This window comes from Borborobacter xinjiangensis, from assembly GCF_047739745.1.
Classification (GTDB): Bacteria; Pseudomonadota; Alphaproteobacteria; order Rhizobiales; family Rhizobiaceae; genus Pseudaminobacter.
On sequence record NZ_JBLLVA010000002.1, the window covers coordinates 1 to 18,406 of the forward strand.

Sequence of the window (18,406 nt, forward strand, 5' to 3'; positions counted from 1 at the left end):
GCTGGCTCCGCTTCCGCCGCTCGTTCTGATCGGCTTACGACTACTTGAAGAAACCCGGCGGGCGACCGCCGGGTTTTTTTGTTAGTAGGCGATCGGACGCGACCAGCGCCAACCGTTTCGTGTTGGACTTTAGCTTTGTTCGACTTTTTCGAAAAATGCTGCGATCCGAGACGGCAGGGCTCCGGTTTCCAGCAGCGGCGCATGGCCTTGGCCCGGCACGGTGATCGTCTCCATGTTGGGATGACGGCGCGCCATCTCTTTCAGCGTCTCGCCCGAAAGCAGCTTCGAGTTCTCGCCACGAATGGCAAGCAGTGGGATACCGCAAAGTCCTTGGAATTGCAGCCAGAGAACCGGCAGCGGTGCGCTCAAATCTATGCCGGCCAATGTCTTAAGAAGTGCGGGATCGTAGTCTGCGATTAACCTGCCGCCTTCCTCGCGATAGATTGCCCGGACAAACCACTCCCAATCCTGATCGCTCAGCGCCGAAAATGCCGTGCCGTGAATGGCCCTTTGGATCGCGATTGCCTCCGAAATGCTTTTGGGCTTTGGCGCATTTTCCAGATAGGCGCGAATATGGGCAAGGCCGGCACCCTCTACAACGGGCCCGATGTCGTTGAGGACCACCGCTTTCAGAACAGCGGGGCGCATCGCCGCGAGGAGGTGGATGATGAGGCCGCCGCGCGAGGTGCCGATGAAGGCGCCGTGCTCAATCTCGAGTGCTACCAGGCCGGCGAGTATGTCTGCGGCTTCCGTGACGACAGTGTAATTCATCCAATTGCGGTCGTAGGCGGATTGACCTCGGCCGCGATAGTCGAATGCCACGACCCTGCGCGGCGCGACGACGTCGCGCGACAGGTGAAGGGCAAGCCGATGGAAGTCGCGCGCATTGCGGGTCAGGCCTGGAAGACAGATGACCGGCATCCGCCCCGAGTCGCTTCCGTAAATGCGCGCGTGAAGCCTCAGACCATCAGGGGCGGAATAGAAAAAGTCGGCATAGCCATCCGGTGGGGTAGGGGCGGTTTTGGCAATCAACGGCCGTTCACCAGATCCCCGGCAATGTCGAACGTGCCCGAAAGCCGCATCTTATAGACCTGGTAGTTTTCCATCACGCGCTGCACATAGCTTCGGGTTTCGGCAAAGGGAATGCGCTCGATCCAGTCGATAACGGTATCGATGTCCTTGCCGCGGGGGTCGCCATAACGCGAAATCCATTCCCGCGCACGGCGCGGGCCGGCATTGTAACCCGCGAAAGTCAGCACATAGGAACCGTTGAAGCGGCCAAGCTGCTCGCCGAGAAACGCCGCACCCAACGTGGCATTGTAGGCGGCATCGGTCGTCAGCCGAGCTTGGGAATAGGCCATGCCCGCCTTTTTGGCGACTTCCTTCGCCGTTCCAGGCAGCAATTGCAGCAGCCCGCGCGCGCCGGCACCCGAGACGGCGGAAATATTGAACTCGCTTTCCTGCCGCGCCACGGCATAGGCCAGTGCCTTGCCGGAGCCGGAAATATTGGCGGAAGAGGGGATGACGCCGAGCGGATGCGCCAGCGCCCCGACCTCGATGCCGCGTGAAGCGGCGATCTTGCCGACTTTCAGGGCGAGGAAATGGTTGCCCCGCTTTTCAGCCATTACCGCAAGAAGGGCCAGTTCACCGGGGCTGGTCAATTGTCCGGCGAGATCGCGATAGAGCGTGTCGGCGAGGCTTTCATAACCTGCCTGTTCCAGCCGCTTTATTGCGTGAACCGCTTCCCGACGCGCGAAATTGCTCCGGTCGGCATCGGATGGCGAGGGATAACTCACCCTGATAGCATTGCGCCCGATGCGCTCTGCGGCAAGTTGGCCGTAAAATGTCGTGCCGTAGGTCGAGGCACGTTGGAAATAATCGTTCGCACGACCGGGTCCACCCGCCTCGGCCGCCCGACCCAGCCAATAGTAGGCGCGCGCAAGCGAAATCGAGCCCTCCGCCAGATCGGCGATGCGCGAAAAATGCCTTGAGGCGGTCTTGGCGTCCTTCAATCCACGCAGCGCATACCAGCCGGCATGAAACTCCGCGTCGGCGGCATTGGCCGGGCTTTCGGCCGCATGGGCGGCGGCCACGCGGTAGGCGGTCTGCATGTCGCCCTGGTCCACCAGCTCGCGCGACAGAACCCTGCGCTCGATCCACCACGCATCGGGGTCGATCAGCGATGCCTTGTCTTTCGGTGCCTTCAGCATCACGGCGGCGGCCTGCGCGATCTTCTCCTTGCGCCGCAGATATTTGGCCTTGGCGAAAACATAACCGGCGCTGCGCTGCTTGGCAGGAACCGCTTCGAGAAGCTTGCCGGCCGCCTTGTCGTTCTTGATCACCGCGCCCCAGGCTTCGGCAAGGTCGCTCGCGCCCGCAAGGCCGGCCACCCGCTTGGCCGAATTCACGCGGTCCGAATAGAGCATCCGCTCCATGCGGACGCGATGATCGGAGGCGGGAATGAGTTTTCCGAATTCCTTGATGATCGCGACCTCGTCCTTGGGGTCGAGCTTTTCGCTGCGCCAGAACGGCGCCAGTACTTTTCGGGCGGCCTCGCGATTGCCGAGCGCGACATGCGCGCGGGCGAGAATGGTGACGCCTTCGACGGTTTGCGGCGGCGTTCCACCGAACGCGGCGATGACGGTCTTGGCGCCTGGATTTTCACGGAAAAGCGCCCGTTCGCTGTTGCGGCGCAGGGCCGCCATGCCGGGCCAGCCGGGCAACGCCTGCGCAGCCGCCGCTATGTCCCCGCTCGGCACCTGGTCGCCACCCCTCAGCGCAATCGCCCAGGCAAGGATATGCCGATCGAGCGATGTGCCGGGAAGACTGTCGCGTATGGCGCGGGCGCGGTCGATTTGCCGCCCGGACAATGCGTCGAGCCCGCTTTTCAGTTTCGCGATGCTCGCGCCCGATGTCGTCGTCTCCGACAGCGCCGGCTTCATGGGGATGGCGGCGGTGATCTGGCCGTCGATATTGGCGCCGAACGCCGTCGTGGGGGCGATTGCGAGAAGTGCGCCAAAAAGCGCGAAGCGATGGTGCCTGTTGCCCGGCATGCTCATTCCGTTCCTTATCCAAACACAATACAAAGCGGAGCAGATTGGCGAAAGCCTATTCATCGGTGGTGAAGGACGGGTTAACGAAAGGTTATCACGAACACTCAAATGCGTTCCTTTGGTGATCCGATTCTTTCCACTGGCACTAGCTTGTCCCACGCAAAGCCTATGGTGCGCGGCATTGTTTTCGGATAGAAAGCCGCCAAATCAAGAAAGGACTGCGCAACCGCAAGGTCGCAGAAGACGACATGCTGAGAGGCTCGATCACCGCGCTCGTGACACCGTTCCAGAAGAGTGGCGGTCTCGACGAAAAAGCCTTTCGGTCATTGGTCGATTGGCAGATAACGGAGGGGACATCCGGCCTGGTTCCTGTCGGGACCACCGGCGAATCGCCAACGCTATCGCATGAGGAGCACCGCCGGGTCGTCGAAGCCTGCGTCGACGTTGCCAAGGGCAGGGTGCCGGTGATTGCCGGCGCCGGCTCCAACAACACCGACGAGGCGGTCGGGCTGGCGCAGTTCGCCGAAAAGGTCGGTGCCGACGCCGTTCTGGTGGTCACGCCCTATTACAATAAGCCGAGCCAGCGCGGCCTTTACGCGCATTTCGCGGCGGTGGCCAAGGCGACGAAGCTGCCGATCATCATCTACAATATCCCGCCGCGCTCCATCATCGACATGGCGCCCGAAACAATGGGCAGACTGGCGCATGATTTTTCAAACATCGTCGGCGTCAAGGACGCGACCGGCAAGGTGGAACGCGTCTCCGAACAGCGCGCCACCTGCGGCAAGGGCTTCATCCAGCTTTCAGGCGAGGATGCCTCGGCCTTGGGCTTCAATGCCCATGGCGGGGTTGGCTGCATTTCGGTTACTGCCAATGTGGCGCCGCGTCTATGCGCGCAGTTTCAGGAAGCCTCGCTCAAGGGCGACGGTGAGCGGGCGATAGAACTGCAGGACCGGCTGCTGCCGCTGCATCGGGCGCTTTTCGTCGAGCCCAATCCGGCGGGCGTCAAATATGCCTTGTCGCGTCTGGGCCGGGTGGAAAACATCCTGCGTTCGCCGATGGTCGAAGTAGAGGCGGAGACTGCCGCCCGGATCGATGCTGCGATGAAGCACGCCGGGCTGTTGAACTGACGCCGATGTTACGCGTTCTGTTTTCATGAACCGAAAGAAGGCTGACCCCAACAACAAGGTTGCGGCGGAGAATCGCAAGGCGCGGTTTTCCTACGAGGTTCTCGATACGATCGAGGCTGGCCTCGTGCTGACCGGCACGGAGGTCAAATCGCTGCGAGAGGGCCACGCCAACATTCAGGAATCCTATGCCTCGAACGAAGGCGGCGAAATCTGGCTGATCAATTCCTACCTGCCCGAGTATCTGCAGGGAAACCGCTTCAACCACGAGCCGCGCCGCCGCCGCAAGCTGTTGTTGAACAAGCGCGAAATGGCGCGCCTGTCGCAGAGCGTGGAGCGCGAAGGCATGACCATGGTGCCGTTGAAAATCTACTTCAACGACAAAGGCCGCGCCAAGCTGCTGCTCGCCATCGCTCGTGGCAAGAAGCTGCACGACAAGCGCGAGAGCGAAAAGCAGCGCGACTGGAACCGCGAAAAGGGCCGGCTGCTCAAGGAGCGCGGGTGAGGTGACTCGCCGCGCAAGCCAAGCCGAAGGCCAGCCTGACTCTATTTCTTCAGATAGCCCGCTATCTCTTGGAAAACGCTGACGAACATGTCTTCGGTAAGCCGGCCGGTATTGGTGTTGTAGCGCGAGCAGTGATAGCTCGAGAACACCGCGAGCGGGCCGATCGTACTGCGGCCACCGTGTCGGAACGGATGATCCGCGACGCGTGCGCCAAGTGCCCTGACAGTAGACTGGTGTGCGATCGTGCCGAGCGTCAGCACGGCTTCGAGATTCTTGAAGCGCTCAAGCGTTGAGGAAAGAAACCGCCGGCAGGTGCTGATTTCTCCGCCGAGCGGCTTATTTTCAGGCGGCACGCAGCGCACCGCATTGGTGATCGCGGTTTCGATCAGGCGAAGGCTGTCGTCCGGTCGCGCTTCGAAACGCCCCTCGGCAAAGCCGAAACGGATCAGCGTATTATAGAGCAGGTCGCCGGCGTAATCGCCGGTAAATGGGCGGCCGGTGCGATTGGCGCCGCGCAGGCCCGGCCCCAGTCCTACCACCAGGAAACGAACTGCATCCTCGCCTTCCGGCGGCAGGAAGGTCGGCACTGGCGCATTGTGCCATGACGGCTCGCGCAGGCGCCAGCCCGAGATGAAATCATGAAGGCGCGGACACAGCGGACAATCGCGCGACGGTTCTGTCGTGGCCTGCATCAGAATTCGTCGTCGCCTTCCGGTTCGGCCGGATCGGGCCGCCGCACCGGCCGCTCGGTCGGATCGCGTCCCAACTCGCCCTTCAAGGTCATGAGATCAATGAAGTGATCCGCCTGGCGGCGCAGATCGTCGGAAATCATCGGCGGCTGCGAGGCCATCGTGGAAACGATGCTGACCTTCTTGCCACGCCGCTGTAGAGCCTCCACGAGCGTGCGGAAATCGCCGTCGCCCGAAAAGATCACATAGTGGTCGATGATGTCGGCCAGTTCCAGCGCATCCACGGCCAGCTCTATGTCCATGTTCCCCTTGATCTTTCGTCGGCCCGTCGAATCCGTGAATTCCTTGGCCGGCTTGGTCACGACCTTGAAGCCGTTATAGTCCAGCCAATCGATAAGCGGGCGTATCGAGGAATACTCCTGATCTTCCACCAGCGCCGTGTAGTAGTAAGCGCGCAGCAGATAGCCGCGTTTCTGGAAACTTGCCAGCAATTTGCGATAGTCGATGTCGAAGCCGAGCGAGCGCGACGTGGCGTAGAGGTTGGCTCCGTCAATGAAAAGCGCAATCTTTTCACGTGGGTCGAACATCTGAAATATCCTTCAACGAACGACAATGTCACTAAATATGCGGACATTGCCCGCCGGGTTGCCTTTGAAAAATGGCTTCTGCAACTTATCTTATAAGAAATATCGTCGGAGGGTTTCCGTTCCAAGGCAATGGCCTCAGATGCAAGAAAATGTGATACGGCCAAGCGTGGCGTCGAGGTCGGAGAGAGTGCCGTTTTTGCGTGGAACGGCCCGCCGGCTTGTGGCGCGATTTGGCTTCGTGCTTGTGTTCGGCGGCTGTTCGGGTTATGGAGCGCGCCTGTTTTCCACTACATTCATGTATGAAAGGGGCAATCCATGGCCCGCGTGACCGTTGAGGATTGTATCGACAAGGTCGATAACCGCTTTGAGCTGGTGCTTCTGGCTGGTCATAGAGCACGGCAGATTTCGCAGGGCGCGGCAATCACCGTCAACCGTGACAACGACAAGAACCCGGTGGTGGCGCTGCGTGAGATCGCGGAAGAGACGCTGTCGCCCGGCGATCTGAAGGAAGACCTGATCCACTCGCTCCAGCGCCATGTCGAGGTCGACGAGCCGGAGGCCGAAGCTCCGGAGCTGATCGACCAGGCCGATGCGACGACCGCCAACGCTTCCGACGACCGCGAGGACGACAACATCGCCTTCGACCGGATGAGCGAGGAAGATCTTCTGGCCGGCATCGAAGGTCTTGTTGCGCCCGAGAAAAGCGACGACTACTGATCGCGCAAGGCTGTTCGGGTACTTCCGTACCAGCAGTTTCGTGGCTATCTATGACATGCGCCGTATCGCCCGATGCGGCGCATGATTCATTCCGGTGTGAGAGATATGGCCCATGATGCGTCAGTATGAGCTTGTCGAGCGCGTGCAGCGCTACAAGCCTGACGTGAACGAGGTCCTCCTCAACAAGGCTTATGTCTACGCCATGCAGAAGCATGGCCATCAGCGGCGCGCTTCGGGCGATCCCTATTTTTCGCATCCACTCGAAGTCGCGGCGATCCTGACCGAAATGCACATGGACGAGGCGACGATTGCTGTCGCTTTGCTTCACGATACCATTGAGGACACTTCGGCCACGCGCCAGGAGATCGATGAACTGTTCGGGCCCGATCTCGGCAAGCTGGTCGAAGGTCTGACCAAGCTGAAGAAACTCGATCTGGTATCGAAGAAGGCCGAGCAGGCCGAGAACCTGCGCAAGCTGCTGCTGGCGATCTCCGACGATGTTCGCGTGCTGCTGGTCAAGCTTGCAGACCGGCTGCACAATATGCGCACGCTTCATCACGTGCCGGAAAACAAGCGCCTGCGCATCGCGGAGGAGACGATGGACATCTATGCGCCGCTTGCCGGTCGCATGGGCATGCAGGGCATGCGCGAGGAACTGGAGGAATTGGCATTCCGCTACATCAATCCGGAAGCCTACCGCACGGTAACGGCAAGACTGGCCGATATTTCGGCGCAGAATCGCGGGGTTATTACCGAAATTGAGAATGCGCTCTCGCGGCTGTTCGAAAAATACGCGCTGAAGGCGGTCGTCACCAGCCGCCAGAAGAAGCCGTGGTCCGTCTTCCGCAAGATGGAAGCAAAGGCGCTGTCCTTCGAGCAGTTGTCGGACATTTTTGGCTTTCGCGTTATCGTGGACAGGGTCGAGGATTGCTACCGCGCCCTTTGCGCCATCCATACCACGTGGTCGATGGTTCCCGGCCGCTTCAAGGACTATATTTCCACGCCGAAGCAGAACGATTATCGCTCCATCCATACCACCATCGTCGGACCGTCGCGCCAGCGCATCGAATTGCAGATCAGAACGCATGAGATGAACGAGGTTGCCGAGTATGGCGTTGCCGCCCACGCGCTCTACAAGGACAATGGCGGCAAGAATGGCGCCAGCCATGCGATTTCGACGGAAACCAACGCCTATGCCTGGCTGCGGCGCACGATCGAGCAATTGTCGGAAGGCGACAACCCGGAAGAGTTTCTCGAAAACACCAAGCTGGAACTCTTCCAGGATCAGGTGTTCTGTTTCACGCCAAAAGGCATGCTGATTGCGCTGCCGCGCGGCGCCACACCCATCGACTTCGCGTATGCGGTCCACACCGATGTCGGCGACACCTGCGTCGGTGCAAGGGTCAATGGCCGCATCATGCCGCTGGTGACGGAGCTGAAGAACGGCGACGAAGTCGAGATCATCCGCTCGAAGGCCCAGGTGCCGCCGGCGGCGTGGGAATCGATCGTGGTAACCGGCAAGGCGCGCGCCGCCATTCGCCGCGCCACCAAGAACGCGATTCGCAAGCAATATTCGGGATTGGGCATCCGCATTCTCGAACGCACCTTCGAACGCAGCGGCAAGGTCTTCTCCAGGGAGAGTCTGAAGCCCGTGCTGCACAGGCTGGCCCGCAAGGACATCGAGGACGTGCTTGCCGCCGTCGGGCGGGGCGAATTGTCGTCGACGGACGTGATGAAGGCGGTCTTTCCCGACTTCAAGGACGAACGGGTCGTGCAAGTGCCAAAGCCGCGCGAGGAGGGCTGGTCGAAAATACGCAACGCCGCCGGCATGCTGTTCCAGATGCCCGGCCGCTCGTCGCGCAAGGACAGGCGCGAGGCCAAGGCAAATGGCACTGCGGTTCCGATCAGGGGCGTGCGTGGCGATCTGCCGGTGCGCTTTGCGCCGGAAGGAGCGGTGCCGGGCGACCGCATCGTCGGCATCATCCATCCCGGTTCGGGCATCACCATCTATCCGATCCAGTCGCCGTCGCTTACCGCCTTCGACGACCAGCCGGAACGCTGGATCGACGTGCGCTGGGATATCGACGAAGCAACCAAGGAGCGCTTTCCGGCGCGGATTTCGGTCATCGCGATCAACGCGCCAGGCTCGCTTGCCGAAATCGCACAGGTGATCGCCGAAAACGACGCCAACATTCACACGTTGTCGATGGTGCGCACCGCTCCGGATTTCACCGAGATGCTGTTCGACCTCGAAGTCTGGGACCTGAAGCATCTCAGTCGTCTCCTGTCGCAACTGAAAGACAATTCGAGCGTTAGCGACGCCAAGCGCGTCAATGGCTGAGCGACTGCGAATTAGCCCCCACATTGAGGACCATCGCTGAATGATCATCGGCATAGGGAGCGACCTGATCGATATTCGACGCATCGCCAAATCGCTCGACCGTTATGGCGAGCGGTTCATCGCGCGCATTTTCACCGATATCGAGCAGGCGAAATCTGAAAAGCGCAGGGAGCGCGCCGCCTCCTATGCCAAGCGGTTCGCAGCCAAGGAGGCATGTGCAAAGGCGCTGGGAACCGGCATGGCGCAGGGCGTTTTCTGGCGGGACATGGGCGTGGTCAATCTGCCTGGAGGCAAGCCGACCATGCATCTGACGGGCGGCGCGGCCGACCGTCTGGCGCAAATGCTGCCGCCTGGTCATCGCGCCGCGATCCATCTCACCATCACGGATGATTTTCCGCTGGCGCAAGCCTTTGTCATCATCGAGGCCCTGCCTGTCGAATAACCGCCACTTTGATGGCGCTCGTGACCGACGGTAGACGTTGCCCCGTGCGCGTCGAGCCCCTATACCAACCCGACGCATGAACCGAGGACCATATGAGCGTGGCTGACAAGAGCGAGAAGAAATCGGGCGGACTGGGTGAAACAGTCAGCGTCATCATCCAGGCGTTGCTGCTGGCGCTGGTCATCCGCACCTTCCTGTTCCAGCCGTTCTCGATTCCTTCCGGCTCAATGCGCCCGACGCTGCTGGAGGGTGATTATCTCTTCGTCACCAAATGGTCTTATGGATATTCGCGGCATTCCCTGCCGTTTTCCCCCAACCTCTTTTCGGGACGCATCTGGGGCGGCGAGCCCGAGCGCGGCGATGTCGCCGTTTTCAAGTTTCCGCCCAATCCGTCGCTCGACTATATCAAGCGGGTGATCGGGCTGCCGGGCGACCGCATCCAGATGCGTGACGGCCAGCTTTTCATCAACGGCCAGGCGGTCGCGCGTGAGAAGGTCGGCGAGATCGACAATCCGGACATCACCGAGGTCAACCGCCCGGTCGACGTATACCGCGAAACGCTGCCGAACGGCGTCTCCTATGACACGCTCGATCTGACGCCGAATTCGATCGGCGACAATACCCGCGAATTCGTCGTGCCCGAGGGTCATTACTTCATGATGGGCGACAATCGGGACAACTCCACCGACAGCCGCTTTTCGGTCGGCTTTGTGCCTGCCGAAAATCTCGTCGGCCGTGCCAACATCATCTTCTTCTCGATCGCTGGCGGCGCCAGCCCGCTCGAGATCTGGAAGTGGCCGACATTGATGCGCGGCTCGCGGCTTCTCGATTTCGTCCGCTGACGATGAGCCTCAAGCGGCCGACAAAGGGTGCGCTGGCGGATATTCTTCGCGAAAGCACCGGCCATGCCTTTCGCGATCATGCCCTGCTTCAGACCGCGCTGACCCATTCCAGCGCGGTGCGAGCCGTCGCCAACAATGAGAGGCTGGAGTTCCTGGGCGATCGGGTTCTGGCGCTTGTGGTTTCGCAGATGCTGTTCGAAGCATTTCCCGACGCTACGGAGGGAGAACTGGCGGTTCGGTTGAGCGCGCTGGTGAGCGGACAGACGTGCGCGGAGGTTGGCCGCGAACTTGGGCTTGAGGCGCTCCTTCGCGCCGATGCTGCGGTAAAATCGGGCAATGGCCGCAAGTCGACGAACGTCCTTGCAGATGCCGTCGAGGCGCTGATTGCTGCCATCTACATAGAAGGCGGTCTGGAGGCGGCCCGCCGCTTCGTGCTCAGATATTGGGAGCCGCGATCCACCGCCGTGCTGAGCATTCCGCGCGATCCGAAAACCGTACTGCAGGAATGGGCGGCGCAAGCCAACGGCTCGCGTCCGCTCTATACTATCGAAAATCGCGAGGGGCCGGATCATGAGCCCGTATTCACGGTATCGGTCGCCTTGACCGGCTTTCCGCCGTTTTCCGCGACGGGCCGCTCCAAGCAGGCAGCCGAGCGCGCGGCGGCGACGGGCTTTCTGATCCGCGAAGGCATTTGGTCCCAGGAAGGACAGAATACGTGACAGACACCGAAACCCCGCCCGAGACCCATTCCGGTTTCGTCGCCCTCATCGGTGCGCCGAATGCGGGAAAATCGACGCTGGTCAACCAGCTTGTCGGCGCAAAGGTTTCCATCGTCACCCATAAAGTGCAGACGACCCGAGCCATCGTGCGCGGCATCGCGACCCACAGGCAGGCGCAGATCGTGTTCGTCGACACGCCCGGTATCTTCAAGCCGCGCCGTCGCCTTGACCAGGCAATGGTTTCCACCGCCTGGGGCGGGGCAAAGGATGCCGATATGGTCATGGTGCTGATCGATGCGGAGCGCGGCATCAAGGGCGACGCCGACGTGATCCTGTCCAACCTGGAGGGCGTTCGCCAGCCCAAGATCCTCGTTTTGAACAAGCTTGATCGGGTGAAGCCGGAAAACCTGCTGGCGCTGGCGGCCGCCGCCAACGAACGTGTCGACTTCAAGCGCACCTTCATGGTTTCGGCGCTGACCGGAGCGGGGTGCGACGCCATCCTCGATTATCTCGCCGAAGCCTTGCCGGTCGGGCCTTGGTACTATCCAGAGGATCAGATCTCCGATCTGCCGATGCGCCAGCTCGCGGCCGAGATCACCCGCGAAAAGCTTTATCTTCGGCTTCATCAGGAGCTTCCCTATTCGTCCCATGTTGAAACGGAGAAATGGGAGGAAAAGCCGGACGGTTCGGTGCGCATCGAGCAGGTGATCTATGTCGAGCGCGACAGCCAGAAGAAGATCGTGCTCGGCCATAAGGGCGAGACGATCCGCTCGATCGGACAGGCCGCCCGCAAGGACATCGGCGAAATCCTCGAACAGAAAGTGCATCTCTTCCTCTTCGTGAAAGTGCGCGAGAACTGGGGCGACGATCCCGAGCGCTACCGCGAAATGGGCCTTGAATTCCCTCACTGAGGGAACAAGACTCCTCAAATGGAATGGCGCGACGAGGGTATAATCCTTGGCACCCGCAAGCATGGCGAAACCAGCGTCATACTTGAGGTGATGACGCGCGCCCATGGGCGGCATCTGGGCATGGTGCGGGGCGGGCGCTCGCGCAAGGTGCAGCCGGTTCTGCAGGCGGGCAACCGCGTCGAGCTTCTCTGGCGTGCCCGCCTCGATGAGCATCTAGGGCTTTTCCAGGCCGAACCTCTGGAACTGAATGCGGCGCGGCTGTTCGAAAGCGCCTGCGCCGTCTACGGCCTCCAGACCCTGGCAGCGCATTTGCGCTTGCTGCCGGAGCGCGATCCCCATGCCGGCCTCTATGAAACCCTGTTGCTGTTGATCGCGCATCTCGACGATCCGGCGGTCGCCGGCGAACTCGCTGTACGTTTCGAGCTTCTGGTGCTGGAGGAACTCGGTTTCGGCCTCGATCTGACCGAGTGTGCCGCAACCGGACGGAACGACGACCTTGCCTATGTCTCGCCGAAATCCGGCAGGGCCGTTTCACGAGAGGCTGGCCGGCCGTGGCAGGACCGAATGTTGGCCTTGCCGCCGTTCCTGCTGCGCGGCGCCCGCCTGCATGCCGATGGCGTGACAATCGAGCAGGCGTTTCGGCTGACCGAATTCTTCTTCGCCAGGCACGTCTATGAGCCGCGCGGGCTAAGCGCGCCGGAAGCGCGTGGCGGGTTCCTCAACGCGTTGAAGAAGCATTATGCAAGCGTTCCGCCTACAACCGCCTTGCTTTCTCGATAGCCTCGAACCGCTTCAGGAACGCGCCCTGGACGGCTTTTGCCGGTCGTGACGAAAGGTCGAAGCCGTCAACTGACATGCCGCGCGGGCGGCCGAAGAAGCGTGTGGCTTCCGTCACCGAAAAGCCGGCGAGAGCTGTCGCTTCGAAATAGGCGGCGATCTGGTCGGCCCGCTTGATTTCCTTCTTCAGCTTCTCGTCGATTTCGGCGGGAAGCGCAAAGCGAAGGTGGATCGCGCGTTGAAGCCGCTGCTCGATCGCCTTGTAGCCGCCGCCGACGACGGATTTGAACGGCGAGATCATGTCGCCGATCACATATTCAGGCGCATCGTGCAGGAGCGCGGCGAGCTGGTCCTCGGGCTTTGGGCACTTCGCATGGGCCGAAAAGATCGCCTCGACCAGCAATGAATGCTGGGCGACCGAAAAGGCGTGGTCACCGGCGGTTTGCCCGTTCCAGCGCGCGACACGCGCCAGCCCATGGGCGATGTCGCTGATTTCGACGTCGAGCGGCGACGGATCGAGCAGGTCGAGGCGGCGGCCCGAAAGCATGCGCTGCCATGCCCGCGCCGGCGCCCCTGCCTTGTCTGACACTATGCGTTCTCCGCATCGGCCGGGTTCTGCGGAAAGGTGAAGGTCGCCCAAGCCGGTATCGCAAGCTTTACCGGAATCCCGCCGGCCGAGATCTCCGCGCCGGCGTCCAGCGCATCCTTGACCCGATCGATGCGGGCGATCGCCAGCCCGTTTGCGCCGCTGACAGAGCCCAGTGTGCCGAGCGTGCGTCCATCGGCGCTGATGTCCGTACCGGACGGCGGCAAGGGCTGCTCGGCTGAAGCCAGAAGCACCCGCCGGCGCGCGGTGCCGCGATGCTGCATGCGCGACACCACCTCCTGGCCGACATAACAGCCCTTCTTGAAGCCCACGCCGCCCGTCTGGTCGAGCAGCACGTCGTGCGGAAAAGCGTCGCCCAGGGCATAATCCGAACCGCTTTCGGCAATGCCCTGGGCTATGCGAAATGCCTGCCAGGCGCCAACGTCTCCGTCCTCAACCGGTTTGCTGCCGTAGATGCGGAAAACCGCGTCCGTTTCGGCAAATCGCGTGTCGCGCACGACCGCCGAGGATGAACCTGCATGCAACGCGAGTGAATCAGCCTGCCAGCAGACGGAGACAAAGCTTTGATCCAGTTTTGAGATTTCCGCTTTGGCGCGCAACCTGTAGAGCATAAGCCGCCGGACGAAGTCATCCACCACGTCGAGGCGGCATTCAAGTCGAAAGCCTTGCGTACCATCGCGCGAAATCAGGAAGTCGAACAGGATTTTTCCTTGCGGCGTCAACAGTGCCCCAGGCTTCGCGTCGGCGTCGGTCAGAGCGTCCAGGTCGGTCGTGAGGATATTTTGCAGGAAATGTTCGGCTTCCGCACCCGAGACTGAAATGAGGGCACGGTCGGCGAGCAGGGCAGTGGGCATGATTGGTGGCCTGATTTTGAAATCGCTTGGCCTTAGGTAGGCTGCGTGCCGATCAGGAGCAAGAGCCGGATGGCGGCTGGCACCATCCCGCAATTGCAGTCAGTCGCCGGCAACGAAGAACACCCATTTTCCTTCGGGGGTAATCGCGAGGCGATAGAAATTGTAGACCCCGTAGGTCTTCATCTCCTCATAGTCGCCGGCGGTAACGATCTTGAACAGCTCGACGCGCTGGCGTGGATCGAGCTTCTCAAGCGGGACGGCGAAGAAATACGGCCAGGCATAGATTTCCTCGCTCGTTCCCGGCTCGATGTGGACATAGCCGGCATTGAGGATGTTCTCGATGATCGCCAGGATTTCCTGGCCATCCTTGTCGCCCGACTGCTCCTTGAGGAATGCGATCGGATCGCCATCAAGGCCACCGAGCGAAAGCTGGGTGGCATCGTCGCCGGTGCCGATCAACGGCCGCAACTTTTCAAGATCGCCGGTCTGCGTGGCGTCGAGAATGAGCTGGCGCATGCGTTGCACCGGCTCCGGGAGCTTGGTCAGATCGTAGAGGATCTCAGGTATCGGCGCATCGGCCTCGTCGGCCTGGGGGGCTGCAGGACCGTTTGCCGGTGGTTCGTTGGGCTCGGCCGCACCCGGTTCATCGATATTGGGCTCTTGCGTTGCCGGCTCTTCCGCCGCCGGCGGATTCGTCTCGAGCGGGTCGGGTGAGGGGACGGAATTCTCAGGCGCGGCGTCGTCACCGGGGCTCGACGGCGCGGTCTCGGCGGGCAGTTCTTCGCGTTTGATCTCGCTCAGCGCGGATGCGGGAAACGTGCCGGCAAAAACGGCGGCAGGCATTGCGACGCTCAGGGCGACCAGCCAAAGAAGCACTTTCGCGCCGTTGCGGTTGCGGCCCTGCGATGTGCCGCGCGTCGCTGTCTGCATATCCGTCCCTCTCTGCAAGCCCGAGACCGTTCGTCACCGACCGATCTCTTACTACAATGAAAAGGCGGCTTCGGGGACGTGTCAATGTCGCAGGCGAAGGGGCTCGAATTCGCCGGCGACCACCTTTTCGCGCATCCGGTCGAGCAGGGCAAGCGCTGCGTTCTCGCCGCTCGCCCGCAGGATTTCGACAAAAGCAGTGGCTAGCGCTGCTTCCGCGATGATTTCGGTCTCAATGCCGGCTGAAAAGCCTTCGGCCCAGGCTTCATTATGGCATTCCACCGCGGTCAGGCGCTTTTCTTCCCTGACCAGCGCGTCGATGTCGCTGACCCGCTGCTGCATGCTCATCTTCCACCCTTTCAAGCCAGGATCCGGTATTTGGATCAACTTTAGCTTTCCCTTTAATGTCCCGTTAAACTCTTAGCACACCCGGCCGTTCCTGTACGCCCGCCATTGCCGGAAAAGTTAATGCGCGTTTAATTTCCGTAGCGGCTCGCTACCTCGCGGCTGAGTTGTTCGCCTTCCTTCATGTAGCGGGCGATCGCCTCGGCGGCCGAGGCGGTGCAACTTGCGTAAGTGCCCTCGAACGAACGATAGCCGCGGTTGAAACTGGCGATGAATTTCGCTCGCCGGGCGGCATCCGGCTTTTCAGCTTCGAGCAGCTTTTCCATCTGCTTGCGCCAATTATCGCCGTTTTCGCCGCAAAGGTTGCGAAGAAAATGCAGCGATCCGAGAATCTCCGACAGCCGCAGCAGGCTGCGCTCGAAGGGGGCTTCGACCGCGCGCGACGGACCCGTGGCGAGTGCCGGTGCGAGGATCAGAAAGACCAGGAAAATCTGCAGGGTGCGGCTCATAAGCCCTTGTGACGAAACAATTTGTCAGCCGCAAGGCGCATCGGTGCGCTGTCCTCGCTTATTCGTCGATATTCCCAAGCAGTTCGCGGGCCAGTTCCGCGACCGAATCGGTTACCGACAGCATTTCGATTTCAGCCAGCGTGAAAAAGCCGGCTTCGGCCGCGTCACTGGCTGCTTGGGGCTCGCCTCCGCAATCCTTTCCAGCGAAGACCAGCAGCCGATAGGTCAGCGCCTCGCCATCGCGGACTGCGTCGATCATCACCTCGCGCAGTGGAGACAAGTCCCCGACCTCGAGCCCGGTTTCCTCGCAAAGCTCGCGCGCTGCCGCCGCCTCATCGGTTTCACCGGGTTCAACCCTTCCGCCCGGAAAAGCATAGAAGCCCAGGGACGGCGCCTGGCCGCGCTTGACCAGCAGCAGCCTGCCGCCGCGCCGGAGCGCGACCGACACCGCCGGGACGATTCGTCTGTGGATTATTTTTGGCAAGGGCCCGAATGGTCTCGATTCGCGTGGGATGAAGCGCTCCACCCAAGCGAATACAGGTTGCGGCGGGCGATTTCCATCGTCACATTGCAACCGAGCAGATCAGAACGGCATCGACAGCCCAATGTGCGGACGTTTTTCCCTGATATCAAAACCTGAGGAGGTTGAAGCCGAGTTCGGGCTGATGACGCTTGAGCCGTTTCCGCCGCGGTACAATATCGCGCCGACGCAGCCGATCCTGATGGTCGTTGCCGGTGAACCCCGAGAGCCGGGTTCCAACCTGCCCGACCGGCGCGCCCTGCTGGTGCGCTGGGGGCTGATGCCGGCCTGGGTCAAAGACACGAAGAATTTTCCGCTGCTTTTCAACGCGCGCTCGGAAACGGCAGCGGAAAAAGCCGCCTTCCGCACCGCCATGCGCCATCGCCGCGCGCTGATTCCGGCTTCCGGTTTTTACGAATGGCGCAAATACGGCAAGAAGGAAGCCCAAGCCTACTGGGTGCGGCCAAGGAATGGCGGCGTCTTCGCCTTTGCCGGCCTCATGGAAACCTATGCGGAACCCGGCGGATCGGAAATCGATACCGGCACGATCCTGACGACCTCGGCGAACGGCGACATAAGCGACATCTATGAGCGCATGCCGGTGGTGATCCATCGGCAGGATTTCGCGCGATGGCTGGATTGCAGGTCGCAGGAGCCGCGCGACGTGGCCGATCTGCTGCGGCCGGCCGAGCCCGGCTTCTTCGAGCCGATCCCGGTTTCCGATCTGGTCAACAAGGTCGCTAATACGGGTCCCGAGTTGCAGCAGCGCGTTGAGGTTTCACTCCCGCCCAAGGCCGAAAAGCCGAAACCGGCCGTCGGCACCCAGATGTCACTTTTCTAGGCCCGTTCATGTCAGCTTTGTTGCCGGCCAGCCTCTCCGGATTTTTTCTGGGTGCCTCGCTTATCATCGCCATCGGCGCGCAGAATGCCTTCATTCTGCGCCAGGGGCTGCTTCGGCAGCATGTCTTCGTCCTGTGCCTGATCTGTGCGCTTTCGGACGCCCTGCTGATCGCCGCAGGCGTTGCCGGGCTCGGTACGCTGATTGCCCAGTCGCCTTTGCTGATTGCGGTGGTTACGGCTGGCGGCGGATTGTTTCTGCTCGCCTATGCGGCAATTGCATTCCGGAGGGCGCTGACCCCGCATGCGCTGAAAGCCGCCGATAGAGGGGAGGGCAATCTGAAGGCTGCGGTGATAGCCTGTCTGGCGTTCACCTTCCTTAACCCGCACGTCTATCTGGACACGGTGTTGCTTTTAGGATCGCTTTCGGCGCGTTACGAAGGAACTGCACGCCTTGCCTATGGTGCCGGTGCGGCACTTGCGTCCTTCGTCTGGTTCTTCAGTCTCGGTTACGGCGCGCGCCTGCTTCAGCCGATATTTGCTCGTCCGGCGGCCTGGCGAGTGCTGGATGCTGTGATCGGCCTCGTCATGGTCGCCATCGGCCTTAGCCTTTTAAGCCGCCTTGGCTGACCGAACGGTCGGCTTGCTGGGCTTGGCCGCAAGAACCGCCGCCAGGATCGCCGCCGATCCGATGGCGCGATAATGTCTCGTGAGCGTCGCATCTTGCGCGCGCACGCGTTCAGCTTCACTTTCCTTTACCGACATTGCCTTATTCCCCAAGTTCATTTCTCGCTCAGACTCGCTGATGATCTTCCTTTGGGTCGAAATCGTGACGTCTGCGGTAGGTACGGCTCGTCATCGATTTCATGTGCCTACATGTTTAATAAAGGCTTACCTATTAGCGGAATGCATGAAGCCGGCTATGGTTGCAGCCAAGTTGCGGCTTGACGGCAACAGGACCGAAGGCGATAAAGCCGGCCATGAAAACGCCTTTGGCCATTTGTGGCATTTGCATTATCGGCTAGCCTGCGCGCTGGCTCGGTCGTTTTCGCCTTTTCTTCCCAGACAGGACAAACGCCCCGGCCAGCAGGCTGGAG

General features: G+C 61.2%; 22 protein-coding genes. 11 read left to right on the plus strand and 11 right to left on the minus strand.

Translation table 11 applies throughout. The annotated features are described in order from the left end of the window. Positions 1 to 129: 129 nt before the first annotated feature. Together ACLKMW_RS02200 and ACLKMW_RS02205 are read right to left on the minus strand one after the other, a co-directional pair. Positions 130 to 1,032, minus strand: a complete 903-nt coding sequence (locus ACLKMW_RS02200; RefSeq protein WP_415722754.1) for an alpha/beta fold hydrolase — start codon at positions 1,030 to 1,032, stop codon at positions 130 to 132. Next, positions 1,029 to 3,053 carry a lytic transglycosylase domain-containing protein gene (locus ACLKMW_RS02205; RefSeq protein WP_415723164.1) on the minus strand — a complete coding sequence of 675 codons (2,025 nt, stop codon included), beginning with the start codon at positions 3,051 to 3,053 and terminating at the stop codon, positions 1,029 to 1,031. Before ACLKMW_RS02205 ends, ACLKMW_RS02200 begins: the two co-directional genes overlap by 4 nt. Before the next feature lie 248 nt (positions 3,054 to 3,301). On the opposite strand from ACLKMW_RS02205, the gene dapA reads away from it, so the two are divergent. Then, a complete protein-coding gene (dapA, locus tag ACLKMW_RS02210) occupies positions 3,302 to 4,183 on the plus strand; it encodes a 4-hydroxy-tetrahydrodipicolinate synthase (RefSeq protein WP_415722755.1) in 882 nt (293 codons plus the stop codon). 25 nt (positions 4,184 to 4,208) lie between these two features. Continuing rightward, positions 4,209 to 4,685, plus strand: a complete 477-nt coding sequence (gene smpB / locus ACLKMW_RS02215) for an SsrA-binding protein SmpB (RefSeq protein ID WP_415722756.1) — start codon at positions 4,209 to 4,211, stop codon at positions 4,683 to 4,685. Between the two features lie 41 nt (positions 4,686 to 4,726). On the opposite strand, the gene ACLKMW_RS02220 is transcribed toward smpB, so the two are convergent. Together ACLKMW_RS02220 and ACLKMW_RS02225 are read right to left on the minus strand one after the other, a co-directional pair. Continuing rightward, positions 4,727 to 5,377, minus strand: coding sequence for a uracil-DNA glycosylase (locus ACLKMW_RS02220; protein ID WP_415722757.1), 651 nt, complete (start codon positions 5,375 to 5,377; stop codon positions 4,727 to 4,729). After that, complete coding sequence (locus tag ACLKMW_RS02225) at positions 5,377 to 5,961, minus strand: LabA-like NYN domain-containing protein (RefSeq protein ID WP_415722758.1); 585 nt, start codon at positions 5,959 to 5,961, stop codon at positions 5,377 to 5,379. The genes ACLKMW_RS02220 and ACLKMW_RS02225 overlap by 1 nt, the downstream gene beginning before the upstream one ends. A 315-nt stretch (positions 5,962 to 6,276) precedes the next feature. Between ACLKMW_RS02225 and rpoZ the strand changes: the two genes are divergently transcribed. The 7 genes from rpoZ (at position 6,277) to recO (ending at position 12,713) form a co-directional block, all read left to right on the plus strand. Continuing rightward, entirely contained in the window at positions 6,277 to 6,678 is a 402-nt protein-coding gene (gene rpoZ, locus ACLKMW_RS02230; protein WP_415722759.1) for a DNA-directed RNA polymerase subunit omega, read from the plus strand. Between the two features lie 112 nt (positions 6,679 to 6,790). Continuing rightward, entirely contained in the window at positions 6,791 to 9,019 is a 2,229-nt protein-coding gene (locus tag ACLKMW_RS02235) for a RelA/SpoT family protein (RefSeq protein ID WP_415722760.1), read from the plus strand. Positions 9,020 to 9,059: 40 nt separating this feature from the next. Beyond that, positions 9,060 to 9,461, plus strand: a complete 402-nt coding sequence (acpS, locus tag ACLKMW_RS02240) for a holo-ACP synthase (RefSeq protein WP_415722761.1) — start codon at positions 9,060 to 9,062, stop codon at positions 9,459 to 9,461. A 92-nt stretch (positions 9,462 to 9,553) separates the two neighbouring features. Next, positions 9,554 to 10,303: a signal peptidase I gene (gene lepB, locus ACLKMW_RS02245; RefSeq protein ID WP_415722762.1), complete on the plus strand. Its 750-nt coding sequence runs from the start codon at positions 9,554 to 9,556 to the stop codon at positions 10,301 to 10,303. Positions 10,304 to 10,305: 2 nt separating this feature from the next. Further along, positions 10,306 to 11,022 (plus strand): ribonuclease III, encoded by a 717-nt coding sequence (rnc, locus tag ACLKMW_RS02250; RefSeq protein ID WP_415723165.1) that lies wholly within the window; start codon positions 10,306 to 10,308, stop codon positions 11,020 to 11,022. Beyond that, positions 11,019 to 11,933 (plus strand): GTPase Era, encoded by a 915-nt coding sequence (gene era / locus ACLKMW_RS02255; protein WP_415722763.1) that lies wholly within the window; start codon positions 11,019 to 11,021, stop codon positions 11,931 to 11,933. The genes rnc and era overlap by 4 nt, the downstream gene beginning before the upstream one ends. A gap of 18 nt (positions 11,934 to 11,951) precedes the next feature. Beyond that, positions 11,952 to 12,713 carry a DNA repair protein RecO gene (gene recO, locus ACLKMW_RS02260; protein ID WP_415722764.1) on the plus strand — a complete coding sequence of 254 codons (762 nt, stop codon included), beginning with the start codon at positions 11,952 to 11,954 and terminating at the stop codon, positions 12,711 to 12,713. Here recO and ACLKMW_RS02265 read toward each other — a convergent pair. From ACLKMW_RS02265 to ACLKMW_RS02290, 6 genes are all read right to left on the minus strand, one after another. Then, positions 12,688 to 13,302 carry a YfbR-like 5'-deoxynucleotidase gene (locus tag ACLKMW_RS02265; RefSeq protein WP_415723166.1) on the minus strand — a complete coding sequence of 205 codons (615 nt, stop codon included), beginning with the start codon at positions 13,300 to 13,302 and terminating at the stop codon, positions 12,688 to 12,690. The genes recO and ACLKMW_RS02265 overlap by 26 nt on opposite strands. Next, positions 13,299 to 14,171: a CAF17-like 4Fe-4S cluster assembly/insertion protein YgfZ gene (ygfZ, locus tag ACLKMW_RS02270; RefSeq protein ID WP_415722765.1), complete on the minus strand. Its 873-nt coding sequence runs from the start codon at positions 14,169 to 14,171 to the stop codon at positions 13,299 to 13,301. Before ygfZ ends, ACLKMW_RS02265 begins: the two co-directional genes overlap by 4 nt. A gap of 99 nt (positions 14,172 to 14,270) precedes the next feature. Then, positions 14,271 to 15,101, minus strand: a complete 831-nt coding sequence (locus tag ACLKMW_RS02275) for a dihydrolipoyllysine-residue succinyltransferase component of 2-oxoglutarate dehydrogenase complex (RefSeq protein WP_415722766.1) — start codon at positions 15,099 to 15,101, stop codon at positions 14,271 to 14,273. An 81-nt stretch (positions 15,102 to 15,182) separates the two neighbouring features. Further along, on the minus strand, positions 15,183 to 15,440 hold the full coding sequence (locus ACLKMW_RS02280; RefSeq protein ID WP_415722767.1) for a hypothetical protein: 258 nt from the start codon (positions 15,438 to 15,440) through the stop codon (positions 15,183 to 15,185). A 134-nt stretch (positions 15,441 to 15,574) separates the two neighbouring features. Continuing rightward, positions 15,575 to 15,952 (minus strand): TIGR02301 family protein, encoded by a 378-nt coding sequence (locus ACLKMW_RS02285; RefSeq protein ID WP_415722768.1) that lies wholly within the window; start codon positions 15,950 to 15,952, stop codon positions 15,575 to 15,577. A gap of 58 nt (positions 15,953 to 16,010) precedes the next feature. Next, positions 16,011 to 16,400 carry an NUDIX hydrolase gene (locus ACLKMW_RS02290; RefSeq protein WP_415722769.1) on the minus strand — a complete coding sequence of 130 codons (390 nt, stop codon included), beginning with the start codon at positions 16,398 to 16,400 and terminating at the stop codon, positions 16,011 to 16,013. A gap of 157 nt (positions 16,401 to 16,557) precedes the next feature. Between ACLKMW_RS02290 and ACLKMW_RS02295 the strand changes: the two genes are divergently transcribed. Both ACLKMW_RS02295 and ACLKMW_RS02300 read left to right on the plus strand, forming a co-directional pair. Further along, the gene (locus ACLKMW_RS02295; protein ID WP_415722770.1) at positions 16,558 to 17,313 is read left to right on the plus strand and encodes an SOS response-associated peptidase; all 756 of its coding nucleotides are present in this window, start codon (positions 16,558 to 16,560) and stop codon (positions 17,311 to 17,313) included. A gap of 17 nt (positions 17,314 to 17,330) precedes the next feature. Continuing rightward, the gene (locus ACLKMW_RS02300; RefSeq protein WP_415723167.1) at positions 17,331 to 17,939 is read left to right on the plus strand and encodes a LysE/ArgO family amino acid transporter; all 609 of its coding nucleotides are present in this window, start codon (positions 17,331 to 17,333) and stop codon (positions 17,937 to 17,939) included. On the opposite strand, the gene ACLKMW_RS02305 is transcribed toward ACLKMW_RS02300, so the two are convergent. After that, positions 17,922 to 18,074, minus strand: coding sequence for a transcriptional regulator (locus ACLKMW_RS02305; RefSeq protein ID WP_415722771.1), 153 nt, complete (start codon positions 18,072 to 18,074; stop codon positions 17,922 to 17,924). The two genes, ACLKMW_RS02300 and ACLKMW_RS02305, sit on opposite strands and share 18 nt — an antisense overlap. Between the last annotated feature and the right edge of the window lie 332 nt (positions 18,075 to 18,406).

Excerpts from the sequence above, each read along its gene's own strand:
- dapA (WP_415722755.1), top strand. The coding sequence starts at position 3,302 with ATGCTGAGAGGCTCGATCACCGCGCTCGTGACACCGTTCCAGAAGAGT.
- ygfZ (WP_415722765.1), bottom strand. The coding sequence starts at position 14,171 with ATGCCCACTGCCCTGCTCGCCGACCGTGCCCTCATTTCAGTCTCGGGT.
- acpS (WP_415722761.1), top strand. The coding sequence starts at position 9,060 with ATGATCATCGGCATAGGGAGCGACCTGATCGATATTCGACGCATCGCC.
- rnc (WP_415723165.1), top strand. The coding sequence starts at position 10,306 with ATGAGCCTCAAGCGGCCGACAAAGGGTGCGCTGGCGGATATTCTTCGC.
- ACLKMW_RS02285 (WP_415722768.1), bottom strand. The coding sequence starts at position 15,952 with ATGAGCCGCACCCTGCAGATTTTCCTGGTCTTTCTGATCCTCGCACCG.
- ACLKMW_RS02295 (WP_415722770.1), top strand. The coding sequence starts at position 16,558 with ATGTGCGGACGTTTTTCCCTGATATCAAAACCTGAGGAGGTTGAAGCC.
- lepB (WP_415722762.1), top strand. The coding sequence starts at position 9,554 with ATGAGCGTGGCTGACAAGAGCGAGAAGAAATCGGGCGGACTGGGTGAA.
- smpB (WP_415722756.1), top strand. The coding sequence starts at position 4,209 with ATGAACCGAAAGAAGGCTGACCCCAACAACAAGGTTGCGGCGGAGAAT.
- ACLKMW_RS02205 (WP_415723164.1), bottom strand. The coding sequence starts at position 3,053 with ATGCCGGGCAACAGGCACCATCGCTTCGCGCTTTTTGGCGCACTTCTC.
- ACLKMW_RS02225 (WP_415722758.1), bottom strand. The coding sequence starts at position 5,961 with ATGTTCGACCCACGTGAAAAGATTGCGCTTTTCATTGACGGAGCCAAC.
- rpoZ (WP_415722759.1), top strand. The coding sequence starts at position 6,277 with ATGGCCCGCGTGACCGTTGAGGATTGTATCGACAAGGTCGATAACCGC.
- recO (WP_415722764.1), top strand. The coding sequence starts at position 11,952 with ATGGAATGGCGCGACGAGGGTATAATCCTTGGCACCCGCAAGCATGGC.
- ACLKMW_RS02235 (WP_415722760.1), top strand. The coding sequence starts at position 6,791 with ATGATGCGTCAGTATGAGCTTGTCGAGCGCGTGCAGCGCTACAAGCCT.
- ACLKMW_RS02305 (WP_415722771.1), bottom strand. The coding sequence starts at position 18,074 with ATGTCGGTAAAGGAAAGTGAAGCTGAACGCGTGCGCGCGCAAGATGCG.
- ACLKMW_RS02220 (WP_415722757.1), bottom strand. The coding sequence starts at position 5,377 with ATGCAGGCCACGACAGAACCGTCGCGCGATTGTCCGCTGTGTCCGCGC.
- ACLKMW_RS02275 (WP_415722766.1), bottom strand. The coding sequence starts at position 15,101 with ATGCAGACAGCGACGCGCGGCACATCGCAGGGCCGCAACCGCAACGGC.
- ACLKMW_RS02280 (WP_415722767.1), bottom strand. The coding sequence starts at position 15,440 with ATGCAGCAGCGGGTCAGCGACATCGACGCGCTGGTCAGGGAAGAAAAG.